Below are 20645 nucleotides of genomic sequence, written 5' to 3' on the forward strand. Positions count from 1 at the left end.
AGTGCCGCCTCTCGCATCTTCAGCTCGGTGATGTCGGTGGTCGAGCCGATCAGATAGAGCGAGCAGTCGGAGGCGATCATCGCGCCCTTGCGGGCGAATTGATGCCTGACGCTGCCGTCGGCCAACGTCACCGTCTCTTCGACCTCCTGGGTTTCGCCGGTGCGCAGCACGGCGAGGTCGCCATTGACGAAAGCCTCGCCATCCGGCCCGAAAATCTCGATGTCGGTCTTGCCGATAGCCTCTTCCTTGCTGAAGCCCGTGAGATCGGACCAGCCCTTGTTGACATAGAACTGCCGGAGATCGGAGCGCTTGGCGTAGATCGATACCGGCACGTTGTCGATCAGGCTGCGGAACACCTCGTTCTCGCGCATGCTCTCTTCCAGCGCACGCTCGCGCGCCTTGACGTCGGTGATGTCGGTGCTCGAACCGACCAGATGCACCGACCCGTCCAGCGTCACCAGGCGGCTCTTGCGCGTCATCAACTGCCGAACCGTGCCGTCGCGATGGGTGACGGGTTCCTCGACCTCCCTGACGGCGCCCGTCACGGCGACTTGCGTGTCGTCATGGCTGTAGCCATCGGCGTCCTGCGCACCGAACAACTGCCGGTCGGTGCGGCCGATGACATCCTCCTTGGCCAAGCCGGTGATCGCGCACCAGGCCTTGTTGACGAATTCTATGCTCAGGTCCTGCGCCTTGATGAAGGCGGCCACCGGCAACTCGTCCATCACGTGCCGGAACAGGTCGATCTGGCGCATCGAATCGCGCAATGCCGCCTCGCGGCTCTTGATCTCGGAGATGTCAACGCGAACACCGATGAAGGTGCCATCAGTCCGCATGTCGTAGACTTGGTACCAGCGGCCGTCGGGGTTATGACGCTCGTAGCAGGAATTGGGCAAGCGGTAGCGGGCGAGGATCGCATCCAGCCAGCGGTCATGGTCGCTGTCGTAGAGCTGGTCGACTTGTGGATCGCCGCTGTCGCGGAAATAGCCGTTCGCATGGCCCAGAACGAGTGCCTCGCGGAATGTGCAGCCGGGCTGCCATGCCGGCTTCAAGGCCGGCAGCGTATCCTGGATCTTGCGGTTGGCGAAAACGAACCTGTCGTCGCGATCGTAGATGATCACGGCGGCCGGCAAGGATTCCAGCACGCTGGCGAGATGCTTGCGCGCATCCTGCGCTTCCGTCTCGCGGCGCTTCATTTCGGAAATATCGAACAGGAAGCCGGCAACATAGTTGCGGCCGCTGGCCATGCCGACGCGGCTCTTCCTGACGATGCGCGATCGGCTGGCGCCATCGACCTCGAAATTCTCTTCCACTTCGTACGGCCGCCCGGTCGCAAGGACCTCATCTTCGCTCTGCTCGAAAAGCGCGACAGCGTTCGCCGGGAGGAAATCGCCGCCGGGCTTGCCGAGCATGGCTTGCGGCGTCTGGCCAAACAGAGCCGCGAACGCCTCGTTGACGAAGACAAAGCGCAGATGGTCGTCCTTGACGAAGATCGGATCCTTGACGGCGTTGATCACCGCCTCCGCCAGCCGCGCTTTCTCCAGCGCGTCGGCAAGTTCGGCCTCCCGGTTCTTCATGTCGGTGACGTCGACATAGGAGATCAGCCGCTTGCCGCCGGCCAGCGGCGCCATCGACGATATCAGCGTGCGGCCGTCATTGCGCGGGAACTGCCGCGCCGCGTCGATCCCGGCCCTGATTTCCGCCTCGCGCTCGGCGATATGCCGCTGCCATGATGCATCGTCGGCACCAAACGGATCGATGTCGCGGCTGGCGTCCATCAGATCGCGGAAGCTGCAGCCGATCTCGGCGCGCCGGGCGTCGATCTGCCAGAAATCATAGAAAGCACGGTTGATGATCTCGGTGCGCATATCGGCGTCGAGGACGAGGACACCGATCGGCATCTGGTCGACCATGGTGCGGAGACTGGCGAAGGTCTCGGCGATCTTGGCGTTCGCGCTTTTGATCTCCGCATCGCGTTGCTTGATCTCGGTGACCTCATAATAGGTCAACAGCCGCTTGCCGCCTGACAGCGCCGTCACCGAGAACATCATCGTCCTGCCGTTGGCATGGACAAATTCGCGCGGCGCGACGGATCCGGCGCGAATCTCCTCGAGACGAGTGGCAAGGTAGCGCTGCCATTGCCGTTCGTCGATGTCGCCATAGATGCCGCTGCGGCGGTTGAGCTCCATCAACAGACTGAACGGAGCGCCGACGCCGACAGCGCCGTCCGGAATCCTCGAGAGGTCGCGATAGGCCTTGTTGACGATCAGCGTGTCGAGCCTGGCGTCGAGGAGCACGACGCCCATGTGCATGGCGTCCATCGTCCGCTCGAGGTCGGCCAGATGCTGGTCGGGCTCGCCGTCGGCCGATGGTTCCGGCCCCGGACCTTTGAAGGCGCCGGCCAATGCCGTGACGTTGCGGCCGATTCCGCGATAGCCGGCAAATCTTCCTTCGTCGTCGAACTTCGGAAAGCCTGATGTCAAGACCCAGCGACAGTCGGCGCTGCCACCCTTGAGTTCGTAGACGAAGTCGCGAAAAGGCCGGTGCGCCTGCAGATCCTCCAAATGCGCGGCGCCACTACGATCGCCGTTCAGGACCTGATTGAGGAAGTCGAAGCGGAACCGGCCAAGCACGTTTGCCGGATCGATGCCGGTGGCTGCCTGGTAATTTTGCGAGAGCCAGGAGAAGCGCAGTTCGGCGTCGGTCTCCCAGACCCAGTCGGAACCGGCTTCGACGAGTTGGCGAAGCGCATCGTTCGAATCCATGCAAGAGGCGGACGATGATGCATCGTCGCCATGCGCTGTGGATCTGCGAGGCGCGCGCTTGCCGCGCGCGCTGATTGTTTCGTTCGCTTCCGCCATGCCGTCCCCACCCCGAAAACCAAGGCCGAACCCTCCTCCGCGGTTCGTCGGCAAAATGTGCCCGAGAAGCATTAAGGATCCGCTAACCTTAACGGTCAGTTAGCTCCATTCCGCCCGGTTGTCGGCGGGGTCGAACCCGCTATATAAGCAACGGCAGGGGTATTGCTGATGCTTGGACGGATTGTGCCTTTTTTCATGGGGCTGGCGCTGCTTTTCGGCGGCGGTTGCTCGCGCAGTTATGACGGCACGGTCGTCATCCCGAGACCGCTCGATGTCCGGCGCATCTGGGATCGGCCGCCACCGAATGTCGACTACGGCCAATCCGAGGTCGAAAACGGCGCTTTTCCGGTGGCGCCGCAGCCGCCCCGGCGTTTTTCCGAGCGCAAGGTCAGCCATGCCGCACCGAAACGGCACCAGACGAGGTTGCCTGCGTCGGCGTCCCTATCGGCGCCGGCGAAGTCGCTGACCTGCAGGAACATCAGCGAGCCTGGCAAGAGAGCTCGCATGGTCTGCGATTAGATTGGAGCTTGGTCTCTTAAAAGCGGGATTCGGTCAAACAAACGCGATCCGCGGATAGCTCGGCGAACCGGCCTTCACAGGGAAGCAGCGCCTTTTTTCGGCTCCTTCGCTCCGAGTTTGTCGAGTGCAAGACGAACCTGACGCAGATCTTCCTGCCAACCGTCATCGTCGTCCATTGGACCCTCCGAGGCAGCCCGCTGCAACCCACGCGCCTCGGATTCGATCTCGCGCAGTTCGGCGATTTTCTGTTCGGTGGTCAGCGAGTCGTCTTCGACGATCTCCAGCACCCGCATTTCCCTGAACGTAGCCATGGCGTTCCTCCCGGCTGATGTCGATCACAACGCCGTGAGCGCCCCTCTGTTCCAGACGGATCGCGCAGCCGCATAGCAGCAGGCACGCCGCCGCCGGTGATCGCAAGACCGGCGATCATTCGGCCGGGAAAAATGCCGGGCCGACCAAGCGCACCGGCCGCTCGCCGGCCTCGATCGAAAGGTGCTGGGCGGCACCTGGGGCTTCGGCATCGATCCCGGGGACGGCCGCAACCGTGCCGAGATCCGGCTTCGCCGTCGGCAACGGAATAATGGCGTTGCGCATGTTGGCGGGCGTCACGGTCCTGGCTCGCAGTTCGGTGACCCGCTGGTAGTAGCGCTTGACGTCGCATGCCTTGAAATTCGCATCATCGCGATATCTGAAGGCTGCCGGCAGCTCGGTATAGGGTTTGCGCGTGTCGAGCGCGGTCATCTGGTCGGTCTCGAGGCTAGCGTCGTTCAACGTGTAGAGGTCGACGCCGGGGTCATCGCAGATGTAACGGCATTGATCGACCGTCTCCTTCAGATCGCCGCTGGCGGCGAATTGCGACTTTGGCGCCGGGAAGAAATATCCGTCCGACAGACGCACGCAAAACAGCATCGCATTGCCGGCGAACGTGGTGCTCGCCGATTGGGTGCTGGGCGCGGCGCGCACAGGCCGTTGCTTTGCCGAAGGCGCACAGCCAAGCGCGACGAGGCGCGCCTGCAGGCCCGCTGTGTCGCGGCCCGAATTCCCAGCGGCAGCGATCCGGCGCTGCACATCCGAGCGGCTCCTGGCGAGATCGGCGCAAGCGTTGAAGAGACCACCAAGCGAACTCTTCGCCGTGCACTGGCGCTGTCTCTCGATAGTCTGGATGGCTGCAAGTTGCCGGCGCAACTGGGCAAGCTCCGGGCTCGCCCCGCCGCTGCGGCCAGCCGAAAGCAACTGGCTTCTGATCGCGCCGCAGCTGTCCGCGTAGGACGAAAGCGTACCGAACAAAACTGCCGCCAGAGAAATAAATGCGATCACCATGGAAGGCCAGAAACGGATCATCGGGACAACTTGTCCTTTTTGCGGAGAACCTGGAATTTAGAGTCCATGACTTCAGCAAGCTTCGGTTACATGAGTAGTTCCTAATAATCTAACGAATTTCGACATGAATGACCTATTGTCTATTGTACTACGTCACCTCATGTAAATTCGATATTACATTTTTATTTCAAGATTGAGACGAACCTCGAAAGAAAGCGCAAGCCTGACCATCGCCGAGGACCTGCAGCGCAACGGACCAAGATCAAGCGCATTATCGCCAGGCGTTCGAAACCTTTGCCCGGTCTTCCGCGTTGAAGGACCAAAAGGAGAACGCAGATGTCGATCCACTTCACCGTCTCCGACCTGACAAGAAACCTGTTTCACTCGCTGGGGCTGGACCAGCGCGCGCCAAGGCCACTCAATCCCGAGCAAAGCCTGTTGCTGGAATGCTATCTGGCCGGCCAGGTTCCTGAATCAGCCTGGAGCGACTACGTCTTCGAGACGCCCGATCTTGCCCGGCATGCCGAGGCCAGGCGCAGTCACCACTGAACCGGCAGCGGCGCCTATTTTGGAGAAGCGAATTGCAACGTAAACACGTTGCCAGCGACCCCTTGCGCCAGCTTCGCCGAGAAAGTCAGGGGCAGGCAATCCTGCAGGGCCGCTGTCGCGGCATCGACAAACGATTTCTTCGCTTTGGCATCACCATCCACTTTAATGGCCGTCGGCCTCGGCGGGCCGATCAGCGTGCCATCCCGCTTGAAGCTGAAGCTCAAGGTGACGCTGGCGGTCCCGGCGTCCGCCGGCGGTGTCCAGCATGCCTGGATCGCTGCCCCGACATCGTCCACCGTGTTGAGTTCGGCTGCACTCGAAGCATGGACAGCGGCCGCCAGCATCACGCCCGCAACCGCAATCCGTCTCGCAACGCTTTTCATCGCCAGCCCTCGTCTCATGCCTGACCGACAATCCATGCCGGACTGCCGAGATGGATGGTAGGGCCAACGCCGGCAACGACAAAAAAGTTGACGCCAAAAAGCGACACTGGACGAGGCCTGCGTGCCAGATCGCACTTGGCGATGGCGTGCGAACAGCAAAAAGGCCGGCATTGCGCCGACCTTTCCTATCGCTACGACGTTCTGCGCCAGTACATCCGTGGTCGCGGGCCGAAAGCGAATTGCCTGCAGTAGACAGGGCTTTGGTTAACGAATCCTTAACCTCAGGCCTTGGCCTGCGACTTCACATGGGCGATGTAGCCGCGCACATCGCCGGCCGGCTCGCTATAGGCCTTGCCGAGCGTCTTCTCGATCGCCGCCACATAGTCCTTCGCCCACTTGGGCAAAGCATAGTCGACGACGGCCAGGAATTCGAGCGTCGCCGCCAGGCGGATATCGGCGATGGACGGGTTCTTGCCGCCGATGAACGGCTTGCCGTCCCTGAAGAAGCTGTGAAACACCTCGAGCGGCTCGGCGATCGCCGCCATCGCCGCCTTCTGGGCTTCGGACTTCTTGTCGGGATGGGCGTCGCTGTGGCCGACCTCGCCGGCATAATGCGGGAAGCCGAGCGCCGGATAGGTGGCGCGTGCCACATAGGGGTAGAGCGTGCCGATCAGGTAGAACATGGCACTGTCGACCATCGCCCGCTTGGCCGGCGCCTTCGGATAGAATTTCTCCAGCCCGTGCTTGTTGGCAAGATACTGCATGATGGCGCAGCTTTCCCACAGCACGCCTCTAGGGAGGCCCTTGTCCTCGATCATCGGTGTCAAATGGGCGGGATTTCGCGCCATGAACTCCGGCGAACGGGTGTGGCCCCAGGCATCGGTCTCGGCATGGTCGAAACCGGCCGCGCGCGCAAACACCCGCACGGTCATGTTGTTGACGCTGGGCTTCAGCATGCTGAGCTTCAACGCCGGCTTCTTGGCCGGCTTGGCCTTGGGCGCGGCTTTTGCCGTCGCCTTCACCGCAGGCTTGGCGGCCGCCTTGGCTTTTGGCTTTGCCGCAGCTTTCGCCGCGGATTTCCCGGCAGTCTTCGTCGCTGTCTTGGCCATCTTGTTCCTCCCTCTGGTCTGTTCAGTATGGGTTCTTCGGCGCCCGATCGTCCGACAAGGTGGCGCGGGAACGCTCGACGAGCGCCTGGATCGCATCGGCGAGATGCACTTCGGCGATGTTGTAGTCGCCGCGCGCGACCCGCAGCCTGTGCGCTTCCATCAGCACATCGGCGTGGGTGAAGCCCGCTGGCGGTTCGAAGCGGTAGGACGCCAGTTCGATCAGCAGGCCGAGCGGATCCTCGAAATAGATCGAATCCATGAAACCGCGATCCTTGACGCCGCTGTGCTTGATGCCGCGCTCGTCGAGCCGAGAGACCGCCTGCAGGAAGGTGACGCGCGACACCGAAAAGGCGATGTGGTGGACACAACCCGGATCGGTCGGCGTGCGCCGCTTCTCCGGTGTGCGGCTCTCGTCGGTGAAAATGGTGATCAACCGGCCATCACCCGGATCGAAATAGAGGTGGCTTTCCCTGGGCTTGTCGAGGTTGGGCTGCTCGAACATGAACGGCATGCCGAGCACGCCTTCCCAGAAATCGATAGAGGTCTGGCGCCCGGCACCCACCAGCGTGATGTGATGAACGCCCTGAGATTGCAGCTTCTGCATTGGCCTTCCTCCCCACGGCATCAACTGGCCGTCCGGGCAGCGCGGCGTTCTGCGCGCCGCCGGAGCCGCACCTCAGGATCCGTGACGTGATGCTAATGCAAACAGGGCCGCAGCGCCAGAAGCGACGAACGCGGCGGCGCAACGGATAAGCCGGGTGATTGAGAGTGCGCCGTCCTTCCGATGCCCGGCATCGGAAGGACGTACACGCTACGCTTTTGGAGGCTGAGGGTCGACGATCCGGCCGACGGCCGACCGAATTGAGGTACCGACTTACGAGCCGCTGCTGTTGACCGTAGTGCCGACGTTCGTGAAGATCCCGTTGAGCGAATTGCCAAGTGCCCCGGCGCCGGTGATGATCGCCAGCGCGATAAGAGCCGCGATCAAGCCATACTCGATCGCGGTGGCGCCAGACTCGTCCCAAGCGAAACGATAGGCTGTTTTCTGCATTTCAACCTCCTACAGCTACTAAAGCGACAACTAATATATTGCCGTGAGTTGCGGGGGCGTTAAGGTTCTCGGTTTCGGGTCCGTTAACATTTGCCAGACGAATGAAATGAAGGCCCGAGTGGTTGGTGCCACTGGGATTTTCAAGGCTGCGGCTACCTGTGCAGAGCTGGTTTCCTGAACGCCACAGTATCGAGGGTCGTCGACTTCAGAACGAAATCGACGGCATCCTGCAAATTTGTCGAAAAACTTGGTACGCCCAAGGGGAATCGAACCCCTGTTCCCGCCGTGAGAGGGCGGTGTCCTGACCGCTAGACGATGGGCGCGTTCAAGAACCGGCGATATAGGCTGAGCGCTGGGAAAAAGCAACTGGGGTTAGGCCGCTTTCCCTTGCCGAGGAAAAGCCGGCCGTGAGCCTATCGTTTCGGTTCGATCAGATCCCAGAGATTGCCGTACAGATCGGCGAAAACCGCCACCGTGCCGTAGGGCTCGAAGCGCGGTGCTTCGCGGAATTCGACGCCCTTCTCCAGCATCGCTGCGTGGTCGCGGGCAAAATCGTCGGTTTCCAGGAACAGGAAGACACGCCCGCCGGTCTGGTTGCCGATGCTTTTGCTTTGTGCCTCGTCGGAAGCTTCGGCCAGCAGCAGCCTGGCGCCTTGGCCGCTGGCCGGCGCCACAGTGACCCAGCGCTTGCCGCCGCCGAGATCGACATCCTCGATGAGCAGGAAGCCCAGCCGCTCGACATACCAGGCAATCGCCTCGTCATAGCTGGCGACGACCAGGGCGACGGTCGCGACGCGTCGATGTTCGGCGAACCCGGTCATGCCTGTGGCCAACTCATTGGTTGCTACCGCTCATTTGTTGCGGATCGCAAAACGGCCGATCAGGCGGCGCTCGGCGATATCGTAGACGAAGATCGTGCGGCTGCCGTCGGCAAGCTCGGCGTCGATCGAGACACGATTGCCGGATAGCGACTGGCTGACCACCTTGGCGCCGACCGGCAGCACGATGTCGCCGTTGACCGGTTCGCCGGCGGGTGTCTGGATATCCCCGGCCAGCGGCGGGTTCGCCGGCGGTGCATTGCGCGCTTTGTAGACAAGGGCGCCGATCACCACCATAAGGGCGAGGAACAGCAGGCCGAGATTGATCCCGACGAAGCGGACGAGCTTCCTGCGCACCTTTTCGACCTCGGGGTCGAGCGGCTTATCCTGGTCTTCTTCGGCGATCGGGCTGGCCATGGCAAAACAGTTCCGGAACGGTTTTTCAATGAGCGCTCATAGCGAAGAGGCCCCTGAATTGATAGAGGCGGTAGCGACCGTGCTGGTGGCGGGCGCGGATGCGGCCGGCCTGCGCCTCGACCAGTGGCTGGCCGCAAGCCTTGGTCCGGACATGTCACGCAGCCGCGTGCAGATGCTGATCAGGCAGGGCGCGGTCTCGGTCGACGGCAAGCCTGTCGACGAGACCAAGCGCAAGATGGCGCCCGGCGAAAGCGTGTCGGTTACCATGCCGGAGCCGGAGCCGGCGGAGCCGCAGGGCGAGAACATCGCGCTCGATGTGCTTTATGAGGACGACGAACTGATCGTCATCAACAAGCCGGCCGGGCTTGTCGTGCACCCCGGAGCGGGCAACTGGACCGGCACGCTGGTCAATGCGCTGATCCATCATTGCGGCGACAGCCTTTCCGGCATCGGCGGCGTGCGGCGGCCAGGCATCGTCCACCGCCTCGACAAGGAGACCAGCGGCGTCATGGTCGTCGCCAAGACCGACCGCGCCCACAAGTCGCTGTCCGAAGCCTTCGCCGATCACGGCCTGACCGGCGATCTCGAACGTGCCTATCTGGCGCTGGTCTGGGGCATACCGCAGAGGCCGACCGGAAGGGTCGACGCGCCGCTCGGCCGCGCCGCCGACCGCGTGCGCCGTGCCGTGGTGCCGGAAGGACGCGACGACGCCCGCCATGCGGTCACCCACTTCGCCGTGCAGGAGCGCTTCGGCGAGAGCCAACAGGAGTTCGCCACGGCCAGCCTGGTCGAATGCCGGCTGGAGACCGGCCGCACCCACCAGATCCGTGTCCACATGGCGCATATCGGCCATCCGGTGATCGGCGACCCCGATTACGGCCAAGCCTTCCGCACCAAGGCCAACCGGCTGCCCGAAGCGCTGAAAAGTCAGGTCAAGGCATTTCCTCGACAAGCTTTGCATGCCTGGCTCCTTGCATTTCGGCACCCCACTACCCATCTAACCATGAGGTTCGAGGCGCCGTTACCGAGGGACATGGAGGAACTCGTCGACGGCTTCCGCAAGCTCTGAACCCGCCATCAAAAAACCTGACTGATATTGTTCACTTCACCGTGACACACTGTTTCGTGTTGAACAAATGCCTGTCTTTTCTGGTTTTGTTCCTGTATAAGATGTGATGTCGCGGGCGAGCCTTTTGGTGCTCGCGTCACATGCCCGCCGCGTTTCGGGGGCATCACTCCAATAGAGAGGGGGCGCTATCATGGCCCAGTCACTACCCAGTATCGTTTCCGGCGAAGGCGGCCTCAGCCGCTACCTGGAAGAAATCCGCCGCTTTCCCATGCTGCAGCCGCAGGAAGAGTACATGCTCGCCAAGCGTTATGCCGAGCATGAAGACACCTCTGCTGCGCACAAGCTCGTCACCAGCCACCTCAGGCTCGTCGCCAAGATCGCCATGGGCTATCGCGGCTATGGCCTGCCGATCGGTGAAGTGATCTCGGAAGGCAATGTCGGCCTGATGCAGGCCGTCAAGAAATTCGAACCCGAGCGTGGCTTCCGCCTCGCGACCTATGCCATGTGGTGGATCAAGGCCTCGATCCAGGAGTACATCCTGCGCTCGTGGAGCCTGGTCAAGATGGGCACGACCGCCAACCAGAAGCGCCTGTTCTTCAACCTGCGCAAGGTGAAGGGCAAGATCCAAGCGCTCGACGACGGCGACTTGAAGCCCAACCAGATCGCGGAGATCGCCACCAGGCTGAACGTTTCCGAAGCCGAAGTGGTGTCGATGAACCGCCGCCTGTCGGGCGATGCCTCGCTCAATGCCCCAATCCGGGCGAGCGAAGGTGAGTCCGGTGAATGGCAGGACTGGCTGGTCGACGACCACGAAAGCCAGGAAGAGATGCTGATCGAGCAGGACGAGCTGGAAAACCGGCGCGGCATGCTGTCGGGCGCTCTTGCCGTGCTCAACGAGCGCGAGCGGCGCATCTTCGAGGCCCGCCGCCTCGCCGAGGAGCCGTTGACGCTGGAAGAGCTTTCGTCCGAGTTCGACATCAGCCGCGAGCGCGTGCGCCAGATCGAGGTGCGCGCCTTCGAGAAGGTGCAGGATGCGGTCAAGGCCGCCGCCAAGCGCCAGACCCAGGCGCTGCGCACGATTGAGGCGCAGCCGGCGGCGTAAGGTTAGCTAAGGCAACAAAAAATCAAGGCGGCGCCAGGAAACCTGGCGCCGCCTTTTTTGTGGCTGATTGGGAGTTGGCGAACGGGGGCGACAGCCAATCTCCCCCGCAAGGGTCGAGATTGGCAGCTTCACCAACGGCCCCTCAAAGCCCGTCCAGCGGAAACTTCAGGTACCGCCGGCCATTGGCTTCGGGTTCGGGCAGCCTCCCGCCATTCATGTTGACCTGCAGCGCATGCAGGATCAGCCGCGGCATCGGCAGCGTCCTGTCACGGGCCTCGCGCAAGGCAACGAACTCGGCCTCGTTGCGCGCGGCGACGAGGTGAATATTCCCGGCCTTCTGCTCGGCGACCGTGCTCTCCCACAAAGGCTCGCGGCCGCCGGCCTGATAGTCATGGCCGACGAAAACCCGCGTCTCGTCCGGCAACGCCAGTATGTCCTGGATCGAGCGCCAGAGCCGCGCGGCACTGCCGCCGGGAAAGTCCGTCCTCGCCGTGCCGCTGTCGGGCATGAACAGCGTGTCGTGGATGAAGGCGGCATTGCCGATCACATAAGTGATCGAGGCCAGCGTGTGCCCGGGCGAGAACAGTACCTTGACCGGAAGGGTGCCGACCTGGAAGGTTTCGCCCTCAGCAAACAGCCTGTCCCACTGCGAACCGTCGGCGGGAAAATCCGGCCAGTTGTAGATCGCCTTCCACAGTTTCTGGACCTCGACGACCCTGTCGCCGATTGCCGTCGGCGCGCCGGTCTTCTCTCTCAGATAGTGCGCCGCCGAGAAATGGTCGGCATGCGGATGGGTGTCGAGGATCCATTCGACGCTCAGACCCTGCTCGCTGACGAAGTCGAGCAGGACATCGGCATTCGTCGTTGCCGTGGCACCGGATTTCTCGTCGAAATCGAGGATCGGATCGATGATGGCGCAGCGTTTCGTCGCCTGGTCGGCGACGACATACTGGATGGCCCCGGTCGGCTTGTCATAGAAGCCGCTGACCTGCGGCCTGGCCAAAGTTACGTCCAATTCCGGCTTCCCCACGACCCCTTGGCCGGCAGGAATGATTTTCTCTGACGGCATCCGAAAGGAGCATGTTTCTCCACTCGGACGCCTCCGTCAAGCATCACTTGGCCCGCAAGGGCGAGAGGGCCAAAAATCGTTCCGAAGCGCCTGGGATCAGGCGGACGGCTGCTTTGTCTTCCGCAGATACGGCAGGATGGTCTCATAGGCGCCGAAGCGCTTGATCGCGTCCTCGTTGGAGACGGCAGCGGTGATGATGACGTCCTCGCCCTGCTTCCAGTTTGCCGGCGTCGCCACCTGATGCTTGGCGGTCAGCTGCATGGAATCAACCGCACGCAGGATCTCATCGAAGTTGCGGCCCGTGGTCATCGGGTAGGTCAGCACCAGCTTGATCTTCTTGTCCGGTCCGATGACGTAGACCGAGCGCACCGTGGCGTTGTCGGCGGACGTGCGGCCCTCCGACGTCTCGCCGGCGCCGCCCGGCAGCATGTCGTAAAGCTTGGCGACCTTGAGGTCCTTGTCGCCGATCAGCGGATAATTCACCGAATGGCCGGTCGCCGTCTTGATGTCGGCCTGCCACTTGTCATGGCTCGCGACCGGATCGACGGAAATGCCGATGATCTTGACGTTGCGCTTCTTGAACTCACCTTCGAGCCCGGCCATCGTGCCAAGCTCGGTCGTGCAGACCGGCGTGAAATTCTTCGGGTGGCTGAACAGGATCGCCCAGCCGTCACCAATCCATTCATGGAAGTTGATCGTCCCTTGCGTTGTCTCGGCGCTGAAGTCCGGCGCAATGTCATTGATACGAAGGCTCATGGTCCCTACCCCTGTGAATGCCGCCGGCTGGCGGGCTCCGACCCTTTTACCACTCCCGCTGCGACCTTCAAAACGGTGAGGTCGCCCGGCAGTGGTGCTGGGCGCGAAAAATTTTCCCCTTTTGTTGGAGAATGTAGAAATTTCGCTGCCGGCGCCGGTAAAGTCTAGGATTTCACGGCCAGCGACGTTGCCAGGTCTTCCATGCGCTGTGCCAGCGCGCCAAGCGCGTTGGTCAGCACGCTGTCGTTCTTGTCGGCCTTGGTCAGCGCATCGTCGCGCGTCTTGCGCAAGGTCAGCACTTCGCTTTCCATGCCCTTGACGCGTTTCTGCAGCTCCGAAAGCTCGTCCATCACCATGATGCCGGCCATCACCGTCAGCCGCTGGTCGCCGATCTCGCCAAAGGAGTCCTTCAGATGCGAGACATAACGGTCGAAACGCTCGGCAAGATCGATCAGATGGTCTTCCTGACCTTCGTCGCAGGCCATCCGATACTGTTTGCCGTCGATGGAAACCGTGACTTGAGCCATGAGCCTACCTGTCCAGCCCCCTACCTGTCCAACACAGCGCGGATGGTTTCCATGGCGGTCACCAGCCGTCGCGACACTTCCTTGTTGGCGTCTTCCAGACGTTCGGCGCGCGCTTCGGAATTGTCGAGTTCCTGCGCCAGCCGGGAGCGATCGGCATTCATCCGCTGCACTTCGGCCTCGGCTTCCGAGTAATCGCGTTCATGCTCGAGCTTGGCCGCGACGGCGTTTTCCAGCCCCTCGATGGCCTTGCCCAGCCTGGCGATGACTTCCTTGAGTGTGGCTTCCCCGGTCATGGCTTCGTCCTGTGCCCTGCCCATCACCGAATCGTTCGCGTTCAGAACGCGTTATCTCGGAAACATTAGGCACCGGGTGAAGGCCACGTCAACAAAGCTCTCGCGACTGTCCCCCGCTAACGCTAATGTAGACCCGCCGCCGGCATCACAAGGCCGGCAAATGTGCACCCGATTTGTTGACTAAAAGCGCGCGCCTGCTATGTGTCGCGCACCCTTTTCAGGGCTCTCCCAAGCCCCCAAACCCCCACTTCTGGAGGAACCATGACGTCGCGTGAACAACATGACCGGATGGCCAATGCGATCCGCTTTCTCTCCATGGATGCCGTCGAGAAGGCAAATTCCGGCCATCCCGGCCTGCCCATGGGCTGCGCCGACATCGCCACGGTGCTGTTCACGCGCTTCCTGAAATATGATCCCAAGGCCCCGCACTGGGCCGACCGCGACCGTTTCATCCTGTCTGCCGGCCATGGCTCGATGCTGCTCTATTCGCTGCTGCATCTGACCGGCTACGAAGACATGACCCTCGACCAGATCAAGCACTTCCGTCAGTTGGGCTCGAAGACCGCCGGCCATCCCGAATACGGCCATGCCGCCGGCATAGAGACGACGACCGGCCCGCTCGGCCAGGGTCTCGCCAATTCGGTCGGCTTCGCGCTCGGCGAGCGCATCATGAACGCCGCCTTCGGCAACGATCTCGTCGATCATTACACCTATGTGCTGGCCGGAGACGGCTGCCTGATGGAAGGTGTTTCCCAGGAAGCCATCGCGCTTGCCGGCCATCTCAAGCTCAACAAGCTGATCGTCTTCTGGGACAACAACGACATCTCGATCGACGGCCCTGTCTCGCTGTCCGACAACACCGATCAGGTGGCCCGCTTCCAGGCCTCCGGCTGGAATGCCAGTCACATCGACGGCACCGATCCGGAAGCCATCGCCTATGCCATCGAAGCCGCCCGCCATTCCGACAAGCCGACCATGATCGCCTGCAAGACGACCATCGGCTTCGGCGCGCCTACCAAGGCCGGCACCAACAAGGCGCACGGCTCCCCCCTCGGCGCCGACGAGATCGCCGGCGCTCGCAAGTTCTTCAACTGGAATTCGCCGCCCTTCGAGATTCCGGCCGACATCCTCGACGCCTGGAGCACCGCCGGCAAGGCCGGCGCCAAGGCGCGCACCGATTGGGAAGGCCGCCTGGCCAAGGCCGATGCCAAGCTGAAGGCCGAGTTCGAACGCCGCCTCAGCGGCAAGCTGCCGTCCAATTTCGACGCCATCATTGCCGATTACAAGAAGAAGTTGTCGGCCGACAAGCCGAAGGTCGCCACCCGCAAATCGTCCGAGATGGCGCTGGAAGTCATCAACGGCGCCGTGCCCGAGACCATCGGCGGCTCCGCCGACCTGACCGGCTCCAACAACACCAAGACCAGCCAAACCAAGAACATCACCTCGGACGACTATGGCCAGCGCTATATCCATTACGGCATCCGCGAGCACGGCATGGCGGCTGCGATCAACGGCCTGACGCTGCATGGCGGCCTCATCGCCTATGGCGGCACTTTCATGTGCTTCTCCGACTACGCCCGCCCGTCGATGCGGCTGGCATCGCTGATGGGCATCCGCTCGATCTTCGTCATGACCCATGATTCCATCGGTCTGGGCGAAGACGGCCCAACCCACCAGCCGGTCGAGCATCTGGCCGCATTGCGTGCCATTCCCAACCACAATGTCTTCCGCCCGGCCGACGCGGTCGAAACCGCCGAATGCTGGCAGATCGCCCTGGAGTCGGAAAAGACGCCGTCGACGTTGGCGCTGACCCGCCAGAACCTGCCGACGGTGCGTACCGAATTCTCGGCGAAGAACCTCAGTGGACAGGGCGCCTATGAGGTGGCTGCCGCCAGCGGCGAGGCAGCGGTGACGATCTTCGCCACCGGCTCCGAGGTCGAGATCGCGCTTGGCGCGCGCGACCTGCTGGAAAAGCACGGCCATCCGACCCGCGTCGTCTCGGTGCCCTGCTTCGAACTGTTCGACCAGCAGAGCGACGACTACCGCAAGAAAACGATCGGCAACGCGCCGATCAAGATGGCGATCGAGGCCGGCATACGCCAGGGTTGGGATCATCTGATCGGCTCCGACGGCATCTTCGTCGGCATGACAGGCTTCGGCCCCTCGGGCACGATCGAGCAACTCTATCCGCATTTCGGCATTACCGCCGAAGCCGCGGCCAAGGCGGCGGAAGCCCGCCTGCATACCAAGTAGGTTCAAGGTTCGGCGAAATCGCGAAAGGCGGACTCGCCGGGCTGGCCCAACTTAATCGATTTAAATCCACGCCACTGCGGCTGGATTCTTTCTGCTTCCACCGCTATGAAACTGCGGACCCCTCATCCGCCCTCCAACTCCCAGGGAGAGAATTATGACCGTCAGAGTTGCCATCAACGGATTTGGCCGCATCGGCCGCAACATCCTGCGCGCCATCCATGAATCCGGCCGCAAGGACATCGACGTCGTCGCCGTCAACGACCTCGGCCCGGTCGAGACCAATGCGCATCTGTTGCGCTACGACAGCGTGCACGGCCGCTTCCCGCATGAAGTTTCGGTTTCCGGCGATCAGATCACCGTCGGCAAGGAAACGTTCAAGGTCACCGCGATCAAGGATCCGACGCAGCTACCGTGGAAGGAACTCGGCATCGACATCGCGCTCGAATGCACCGGCATCTTCACCGCCCGTGACAAGGCAGCGGCACACCTGACCGCCGGCGCCAAGCGCGTCATCGTTTCGGCCCCTGCCGAAGGCGCCGACCTCACCGTCGTCTACGGCATCAACCACGACCAGTTGACCAAGGATCATATCGTCATCTCGAATGCCTCCTGCACCACCAACTGCCTGGCGCCGCTGGCAGCCGTGCTGCATGAGACGGTCGGCATCGAAAAAGGCATGATGACGACGATCCATTCCTACACCGGCGACCAGCCGACGCTGGACACCATGCACAAGGATCTCTACCGCGCCCGCGCCGCTGCCCTGTCGCAGATCCCGACCTCGACGGGTGCCGCCAAGGCGATCGGGCTGGTGCTGCCCGACCTCAAGGGCAAGCTCGACGGCATCTCGATCCGCGTGCCGACCCCGAACGTCTCGGTCGTCGACTTCAAGTTCATCGCCAAGCGGTCGACCACGGTGCAGGAGATCAACGACGCGGTGATCGCCGCTTCCAACGGCAAGCTGAAGGGCATTCTCGGCGTCACCCATCATCCGAACGTGTCGATCGACTTCAACCACGATCCGCGCTCCTCGATCATGGCGCTCGACCAGACCAAGGTGATGGACGGCAACTTCGTGTCGGTGCTGTCCTGGTACGACAATGAATGGGGTTTCTCCAACCGCATGGGCGACACATCGGTCGCCTTCGGCAAGACCATCGCCTGATCACAAAACTCTCTTTTCGAGACTTGGAACGCCCGGCTTTGCCCGGGCGTTTTTCATGAGCGCAGCTTGCGCCTTCCCAATTTGTGTCCTGCGCGCCAAAACATCCGAAAATCAGCGGCATAGGCCAAAAAGCCACCCTGCCGCCTTGCACTGGTCACGTCTTCGCCCCACTCTCTCGCAAAGCAGGAGACAGACGAATTTGAGGGGCTGATTTCAGGATGGAGCATGCGATCTATCTCGTCACGCTGGTCGGCACAGCGCTTGTCGTCGCCGCCGCGTTTTCGAGCCTGATCGCCTTCCGCTTCGGCGCCCCTCTTCTGCTCCTGTTTCTCTGCATTGGCCTCGCCACCGGCACCGACGGACTCGGCATCCAGTTCGACAACGCCCGCATCGCTTATTTTGCCGGCTCACTGGCGCTGGCCGTCATCCTGTTCGATTCCGGTTTCGGCACGCCGCTCAATGCCTTGCGGCAGGCTGCGGGCCCGGCTTTGTCGCTGGCCACCTTCGGCGTGCTTGTCACCACCGGCCTGTTCGGCGTCGCCGCCCATTATCTGCTCGATCTCACCTGGCTGGAATCCTTCCTGCTCGGGGCTGCCGTCGCCTCCACCGATGCGGCGGCCGTGTTCTTCCTGCTGCGCGCCGGCGAGATCAATCTGCGCGAACGCGTGCGCTCGACGCTCGAGGTGGAATCCGGCACCAACGACCCGATCGCCATCTTCCTGACCATCACGCTGGTAGAGATCATCGCCGCCCACGCCAACCCCGAAACCAATGTCCTGGTCACCAGCCTGTTCCTCGGCTTCCTCCTCAACATGGGCCTTGGCGCTGTCGTCGGCGTGCTCGGCGGCCTCGCCATCGTGCGCCTCGTCGACCGGCTCAATCTCGACCACGGCCTGCTGCCGATCTTCGTGCTGACCTTGTCGCTGATGGTGTTTGCAGCCGCCGGCGCCATTGGCGGCTCGGGCTTCCTGGCGGTCTATATCGCCGGCCTCATCTCGGGCAATTCCGATATCCGCGCCGTCACCATCCTCAAGCGCTTCCAGGACGGCATGTCATGGCTGGCACAGATCATCATGTTCCTCATCCTCGGCCTGTTCGCGACGCCGTCGCAGTTCCCGGCGATCATGGTGCCGGCGGTGCTGCTCGGCCTGTTCCTGATGTTCATCGCCCGTCCGATCGCGGTCTGGCTCTGCCTGATCCCGTTCCGTCTGCCGCGCCCCGAGGTCGCCTTCGTCTCCTGGGTCGGCCTGCGCGGCGCGGTGTCGATCCTGCTCGCCATCACCCCGCTGCTGGGCGGGCTGGAAAACGGCCGTGTCATCTTCAACACCGCCTTCATCATCGTACTCGTGTCGCTGGTCATCCAGGGCTGGACAGTCGGACCGCTGGCGCGCCGCCTCGGTCTGATCGTGCCGGCACGGCTCGGACCGCTGGACAAGGTCGAGCTGGAACTGCCGGGCTCGGCCCATCACGAGCTTCTTGCCTATCGCGTTGCACACGGCAGCCCGGTGGCGCGCGGCGAGCGCATCCCACGCTGGGCGCGACCCTCGCTGGTGTTGCGCGACGGCCGCTCGATGCGCTTCCAGGACATGGGCCGGCTCGCCGCCGGCGACCAGGTCTACATTTTCGTGCCGGACCGCTATCCGCGCCTGCTCGACAAGCTGTTCGCGAGCCGTGCAGTGGTCGATCCCGAGGATGCCGATTTCTTCGGTGCCTTCGCCGTCGACCCCGCGCGCTCCGCCGCTGAACTGGAAGCGGCCTATACGCCAGGCCTGACCGAAGCGGAGCAAAAGCTCACCGTTGGCGCGCTGGTCACGGCGCGGCTCGGCGGCCATGCCGAATACGCCGACCGCGTCCTGCTCGGCCCGATAGAACTGATCGTCCGCGACGTCGACGACAAGGGCAAGATCATAGGCCTCGGCCTCTCGTTCGAGCCGACCGCGCCGGTGGCGCGGGTGCCGGTCTTCCTCAGCGCCGGCGAAATCGGCGATCGTCTTTCCGCCTTCATCCGCAACTGGCGCAAGCCGACCGAGACGCAGGAGGCCGAGGCGCGGGCGGACGAAAAGCAGGCCCCGGAGCCAGCGCCGGAAAAGGCAGCAACCGAAAGCTGACAAACCCGCTATTGAGCGCTGCCATTCATCCGCCCCGCCGGTGCAAGATCGTGCCCACTTCAAAATTTCGGTTCGAGCGCGCCCTAAGCCTTGCATCGACACCGATGCGGGGTATGGTCCCCCGGTTTTTCGCGAAAGGAACCCCGCATGGCCGCCTTCAAGACACTCGACGATATCGGCAACATCAGCGGCAAGCGTGTGCTGGTGCGCGTCGACCTCAACGTGCCTGTCACTGAGGGCAAAGTCACCGACACCACCCGCATCGAACGCATCGCGCCGACCATCGCCGAGCTGTCAGGCAAGGGTGCCAAGGTCATCCTGCTCGCCCATTTCGGCCGCCCCAAGGATGGCCCCTCGCCCGAATTCTCGCTGGAACCGATCGCCAAGGCGACAGCCGACGTGCTCGGCCGCCCCGTCGGTTTCGCCTCGGATTGCGTCGGCGACACGGCCGGAAGCGCTGTCGCCGCCATGAACAAGGGCGACGTGCTGCTGCTCGAAAACACCCGCTTCTACAAGGCCGAGGAGAAGAACGATCCGGCCTTCACGGAAAAACTCGCCGCCAATGGCGATATCTTCGTCAACGACGCCTTCTCGGCCGCGCACCGCGCGCATTCTTCGACGGAGGGGCTGGCGCATCTGTTGCCGGCTTTTGCCGGCCGCACCATGCAAGCCGAGCTTGAGGCGCTGGAGAAGGGCCTGGGAAAACCGGTTCGTCCGGTCGTCGCCATTGTCGGCGGCGCCAAAGTCTCGACCAAGATCGATCTGTTGATGAACCTGGTGAAGAAGGTCGATGCCCTCGTCATCGGTGGCGGGATGGCCAACACCTTTCTTGCCGCGCGTGGCACCAATGTCGGCAAATCGCTGTGCGAGCATGATCTCGCCGCGACCGCCAAGCAGATCATGATCGAGGCGGCCGAGGCCGGCTGCGCCATCATCCTGCCGGTCGACGGCGTCGTCGCCAAGGAGTTCAAGGCGGGCGCGGAATGCGAGACCGTCGCCATATCGGACGTGCCGGCCGACGGCATGATCCTCGATGTCGGCGCCAAAACCGTGACGGCCATCGGCGAATGGATCGACCGCGCCGCGACACTGGTCTGGAACGGCCCGCTCGGCGCCTTCGAGATCGCGCCCTTCGATCATGCGACGGTAGCGGCGGCCAAGCATGCGGCGGCGCGCACCAAGGAAGGCAAGTTGGTCTCGGTTGCCGGTGGCGGCGATACGGTGGCGGCGCTCAACCATGCCGGCGTCGCCGACGACTTCACCTATGTCTCGACCG

21 protein-coding genes and 1 tRNA gene are annotated in these 20645 nt (G+C 62.8%); 8 read left to right on the plus strand and 14 right to left on the minus strand.

What is annotated here, in order from left to right; genetic code table 11:
* Nucleotides 1-2861, minus strand: a 2861-nt coding sequence (locus tag EN749_RS10745; protein ID WP_189367453.1) for a PAS domain-containing protein, incomplete at its 3' end; no start/stop codon positions are given.
* A gap of 168 nt (nucleotides 2862-3029) precedes the next feature.
* Between EN749_RS10745 and EN749_RS10750 the strand changes: the two genes are divergently transcribed.
* Nucleotides 3030-3380, plus strand: coding sequence for a hypothetical protein (locus tag EN749_RS10750; RefSeq protein WP_128288233.1), 351 nt, complete (start codon nucleotides 3030-3032; stop codon nucleotides 3378-3380).
* Nucleotides 3381-3454: 74 nt separating this feature from the next.
* Here EN749_RS10750 and EN749_RS10755 read toward each other — a convergent pair whose 3' ends face one another.
* Nucleotides 3455-3691, minus strand: coding sequence for a hypothetical protein (locus EN749_RS10755; protein ID WP_013529265.1), 237 nt, complete (start codon nucleotides 3689-3691; stop codon nucleotides 3455-3457).
* A 115-nt stretch (nucleotides 3692-3806) separates the two neighbouring features.
* Entirely contained in the window at nucleotides 3807-4667 is an 861-nt protein-coding gene (locus EN749_RS10760; RefSeq protein WP_245491343.1) for a DUF2865 domain-containing protein, read from the minus strand.
* 369 nt (nucleotides 4668-5036) lie between these two features.
* On the opposite strand from EN749_RS10760, the gene EN749_RS10765 reads away from it, so the two are divergent.
* Complete coding sequence (locus EN749_RS10765) at nucleotides 5037-5249, plus strand: hypothetical protein (RefSeq protein WP_023810978.1); 213 nt, start codon at nucleotides 5037-5039, stop codon at nucleotides 5247-5249.
* A 14-nt stretch (nucleotides 5250-5263) separates the two neighbouring features.
* Here EN749_RS10765 and EN749_RS10770 read toward each other — a convergent pair whose 3' ends face one another.
* The 7 genes from EN749_RS10770 to EN749_RS10800 all read right to left on the minus strand — a co-directional run bounded on the left by EN749_RS10770 (nucleotide 5264) and on the right by EN749_RS10800 (nucleotide 9027).
* Nucleotides 5264-5632, minus strand: a complete 369-nt coding sequence (locus EN749_RS10770; protein ID WP_128363101.1) for a hypothetical protein — start codon at nucleotides 5630-5632, stop codon at nucleotides 5264-5266.
* Nucleotides 5633-5913: 281 nt separating this feature from the next.
* Nucleotides 5914-6741, minus strand: coding sequence for a glutathione S-transferase family protein (locus tag EN749_RS10775; protein ID WP_128363102.1), 828 nt, complete (start codon nucleotides 6739-6741; stop codon nucleotides 5914-5916).
* Between the two features lie 22 nt (nucleotides 6742-6763).
* Entirely contained in the window at nucleotides 6764-7345 is a 582-nt protein-coding gene (locus EN749_RS10780) for a VOC family protein (protein WP_128363103.1), read from the minus strand.
* A gap of 270 nt (nucleotides 7346-7615) precedes the next feature.
* Nucleotides 7616-7792, minus strand: a complete 177-nt coding sequence (locus EN749_RS10785) for a Flp family type IVb pilin (protein ID WP_128305014.1) — start codon at nucleotides 7790-7792, stop codon at nucleotides 7616-7618.
* A gap of 248 nt (nucleotides 7793-8040) precedes the next feature.
* Nucleotides 8041-8115: transfer RNA gene (locus tag EN749_RS10790), tRNA-Glu, on the minus strand.
* 90 nt (nucleotides 8116-8205) lie between these two features.
* On the minus strand, nucleotides 8206-8613 hold the full coding sequence (locus EN749_RS10795; RefSeq protein WP_128363104.1) for a VOC family protein: 408 nt from the start codon (nucleotides 8611-8613) through the stop codon (nucleotides 8206-8208).
* 30 nt (nucleotides 8614-8643) lie between these two features.
* On the minus strand, nucleotides 8644-9027 hold the full coding sequence (locus EN749_RS10800) for a fimbrial protein (RefSeq protein ID WP_128363105.1): 384 nt from the start codon (nucleotides 9025-9027) through the stop codon (nucleotides 8644-8646).
* A gap of 28 nt (nucleotides 9028-9055) precedes the next feature.
* Between EN749_RS10800 and EN749_RS10805 the strand changes: the two genes are divergently transcribed.
* A complete protein-coding gene (locus EN749_RS10805) occupies nucleotides 9056-10096 on the plus strand; it encodes an RluA family pseudouridine synthase (RefSeq protein WP_128363106.1) in 1041 nt (346 codons plus the stop codon).
* 190 nt (nucleotides 10097-10286) lie between these two features.
* A complete protein-coding gene (gene rpoH, locus EN749_RS10810; protein ID WP_128363107.1) occupies nucleotides 10287-11198 on the plus strand; it encodes an RNA polymerase sigma factor RpoH in 912 nt (303 codons plus the stop codon).
* A gap of 142 nt (nucleotides 11199-11340) precedes the next feature.
* On the opposite strand, the gene EN749_RS10815 is transcribed toward rpoH, so the two are convergent.
* From EN749_RS10815 to EN749_RS10830, 4 genes are all read right to left on the minus strand, one after another.
* On the minus strand, nucleotides 11341-12213 hold the full coding sequence (locus EN749_RS10815) for an MBL fold metallo-hydrolase (protein WP_128363108.1): 873 nt from the start codon (nucleotides 12211-12213) through the stop codon (nucleotides 11341-11343).
* A 150-nt stretch (nucleotides 12214-12363) separates the two neighbouring features.
* Nucleotides 12364-13023, minus strand: a complete 660-nt coding sequence (locus EN749_RS10820) for a peroxiredoxin (protein ID WP_128363109.1) — start codon at nucleotides 13021-13023, stop codon at nucleotides 12364-12366.
* Between the two features lie 164 nt (nucleotides 13024-13187).
* Nucleotides 13188-13550 carry a cell division protein ZapA gene (locus tag EN749_RS10825; RefSeq protein WP_128363110.1) on the minus strand — a complete coding sequence of 121 codons (363 nt, stop codon included), beginning with the start codon at nucleotides 13548-13550 and terminating at the stop codon, nucleotides 13188-13190.
* A gap of 20 nt (nucleotides 13551-13570) precedes the next feature.
* Nucleotides 13571-13843, minus strand: a complete 273-nt coding sequence (locus EN749_RS10830; protein ID WP_013529251.1) for a DUF4164 domain-containing protein — start codon at nucleotides 13841-13843, stop codon at nucleotides 13571-13573.
* 261 nt (nucleotides 13844-14104) lie between these two features.
* On the opposite strand from EN749_RS10830, the gene tkt reads away from it, so the two are divergent.
* The 4 genes from tkt to EN749_RS10850 form a co-directional block, all read left to right on the plus strand.
* Nucleotides 14105-16096: a transketolase gene (gene tkt, locus EN749_RS10835; RefSeq protein WP_128363111.1), complete on the plus strand. Its 1992-nt coding sequence runs from the start codon at nucleotides 14105-14107 to the stop codon at nucleotides 16094-16096.
* Between the two features lie 154 nt (nucleotides 16097-16250).
* On the plus strand, nucleotides 16251-17261 hold the full coding sequence (gap, locus tag EN749_RS10840) for a type I glyceraldehyde-3-phosphate dehydrogenase (RefSeq protein ID WP_023810967.1): 1011 nt from the start codon (nucleotides 16251-16253) through the stop codon (nucleotides 17259-17261).
* A 218-nt stretch (nucleotides 17262-17479) separates the two neighbouring features.
* Entirely contained in the window at nucleotides 17480-19369 is a 1890-nt protein-coding gene (locus EN749_RS10845; RefSeq protein ID WP_127271761.1) for a potassium/proton antiporter, read from the plus strand.
* Between the two features lie 147 nt (nucleotides 19370-19516).
* Nucleotides 19517-20645 (plus strand): phosphoglycerate kinase (locus tag EN749_RS10850; RefSeq protein WP_145990897.1); only part of this gene is annotated, 1129 nt, incomplete at its 3' end.

Source organism: Mesorhizobium sp. M7A.F.Ca.ET.027.02.1.1 (genome assembly GCF_004022985.1).
Lineage (GTDB): Bacteria > Pseudomonadota > Alphaproteobacteria > Rhizobiales > Rhizobiaceae > Mesorhizobium.

What these genes read in the sequence shown, in the direction of transcription:
- EN749_RS10820 (WP_128363109.1), bottom strand. Translation starts at nt 13,023, where the DNA reads ATGAGCCTTCGTATCAATGACATTGCGCCGGACTTCAGCGCCGAGACA.
- EN749_RS10845 (WP_127271761.1), top strand. Translation starts at nt 17,480, where the DNA reads ATGGAGCATGCGATCTATCTCGTCACGCTGGTCGGCACAGCGCTTGTC.
- EN749_RS10775 (WP_128363102.1), bottom strand. Translation starts at nt 6,741, where the DNA reads ATGGCCAAGACAGCGACGAAGACTGCCGGGAAATCCGCGGCGAAAGCT.
- EN749_RS10780 (WP_128363103.1), bottom strand. Translation starts at nt 7,345, where the DNA reads ATGCAGAAGCTGCAATCTCAGGGCGTTCATCACATCACGCTGGTGGGT.
- EN749_RS10755 (WP_013529265.1), bottom strand. Translation starts at nt 3,691, where the DNA reads ATGGCTACGTTCAGGGAAATGCGGGTGCTGGAGATCGTCGAAGACGAC.
- EN749_RS10800 (WP_128363105.1), bottom strand. Translation starts at nt 9,027, where the DNA reads ATGGCCAGCCCGATCGCCGAAGAAGACCAGGATAAGCCGCTCGACCCC.
- rpoH (WP_128363107.1), top strand. Translation starts at nt 10,287, where the DNA reads ATGGCCCAGTCACTACCCAGTATCGTTTCCGGCGAAGGCGGCCTCAGC.
- tkt (WP_128363111.1), top strand. Translation starts at nt 14,105, where the DNA reads ATGACGTCGCGTGAACAACATGACCGGATGGCCAATGCGATCCGCTTT.
- EN749_RS10795 (WP_128363104.1), bottom strand. Translation starts at nt 8,613, where the DNA reads ATGACCGGGTTCGCCGAACATCGACGCGTCGCGACCGTCGCCCTGGTC.
- EN749_RS10830 (WP_013529251.1), bottom strand. Translation starts at nt 13,843, where the DNA reads ATGACCGGGGAAGCCACACTCAAGGAAGTCATCGCCAGGCTGGGCAAG.
- EN749_RS10770 (WP_128363101.1), bottom strand. Translation starts at nt 5,632, where the DNA reads ATGAAAAGCGTTGCGAGACGGATTGCGGTTGCGGGCGTGATGCTGGCG.
- EN749_RS10785 (WP_128305014.1), bottom strand. Translation starts at nt 7,792, where the DNA reads ATGCAGAAAACAGCCTATCGTTTCGCTTGGGACGAGTCTGGCGCCACC.
- EN749_RS10750 (WP_128288233.1), top strand. Translation starts at nt 3,030, where the DNA reads ATGCTTGGACGGATTGTGCCTTTTTTCATGGGGCTGGCGCTGCTTTTC.
- EN749_RS10805 (WP_128363106.1), top strand. Translation starts at nt 9,056, where the DNA reads ATGAGCGCTCATAGCGAAGAGGCCCCTGAATTGATAGAGGCGGTAGCG.
- EN749_RS10825 (WP_128363110.1), bottom strand. Translation starts at nt 13,550, where the DNA reads ATGGCTCAAGTCACGGTTTCCATCGACGGCAAACAGTATCGGATGGCC.
- EN749_RS10765 (WP_023810978.1), top strand. Translation starts at nt 5,037, where the DNA reads ATGTCGATCCACTTCACCGTCTCCGACCTGACAAGAAACCTGTTTCAC.
- gap (WP_023810967.1), top strand. Translation starts at nt 16,251, where the DNA reads ATGACCGTCAGAGTTGCCATCAACGGATTTGGCCGCATCGGCCGCAAC.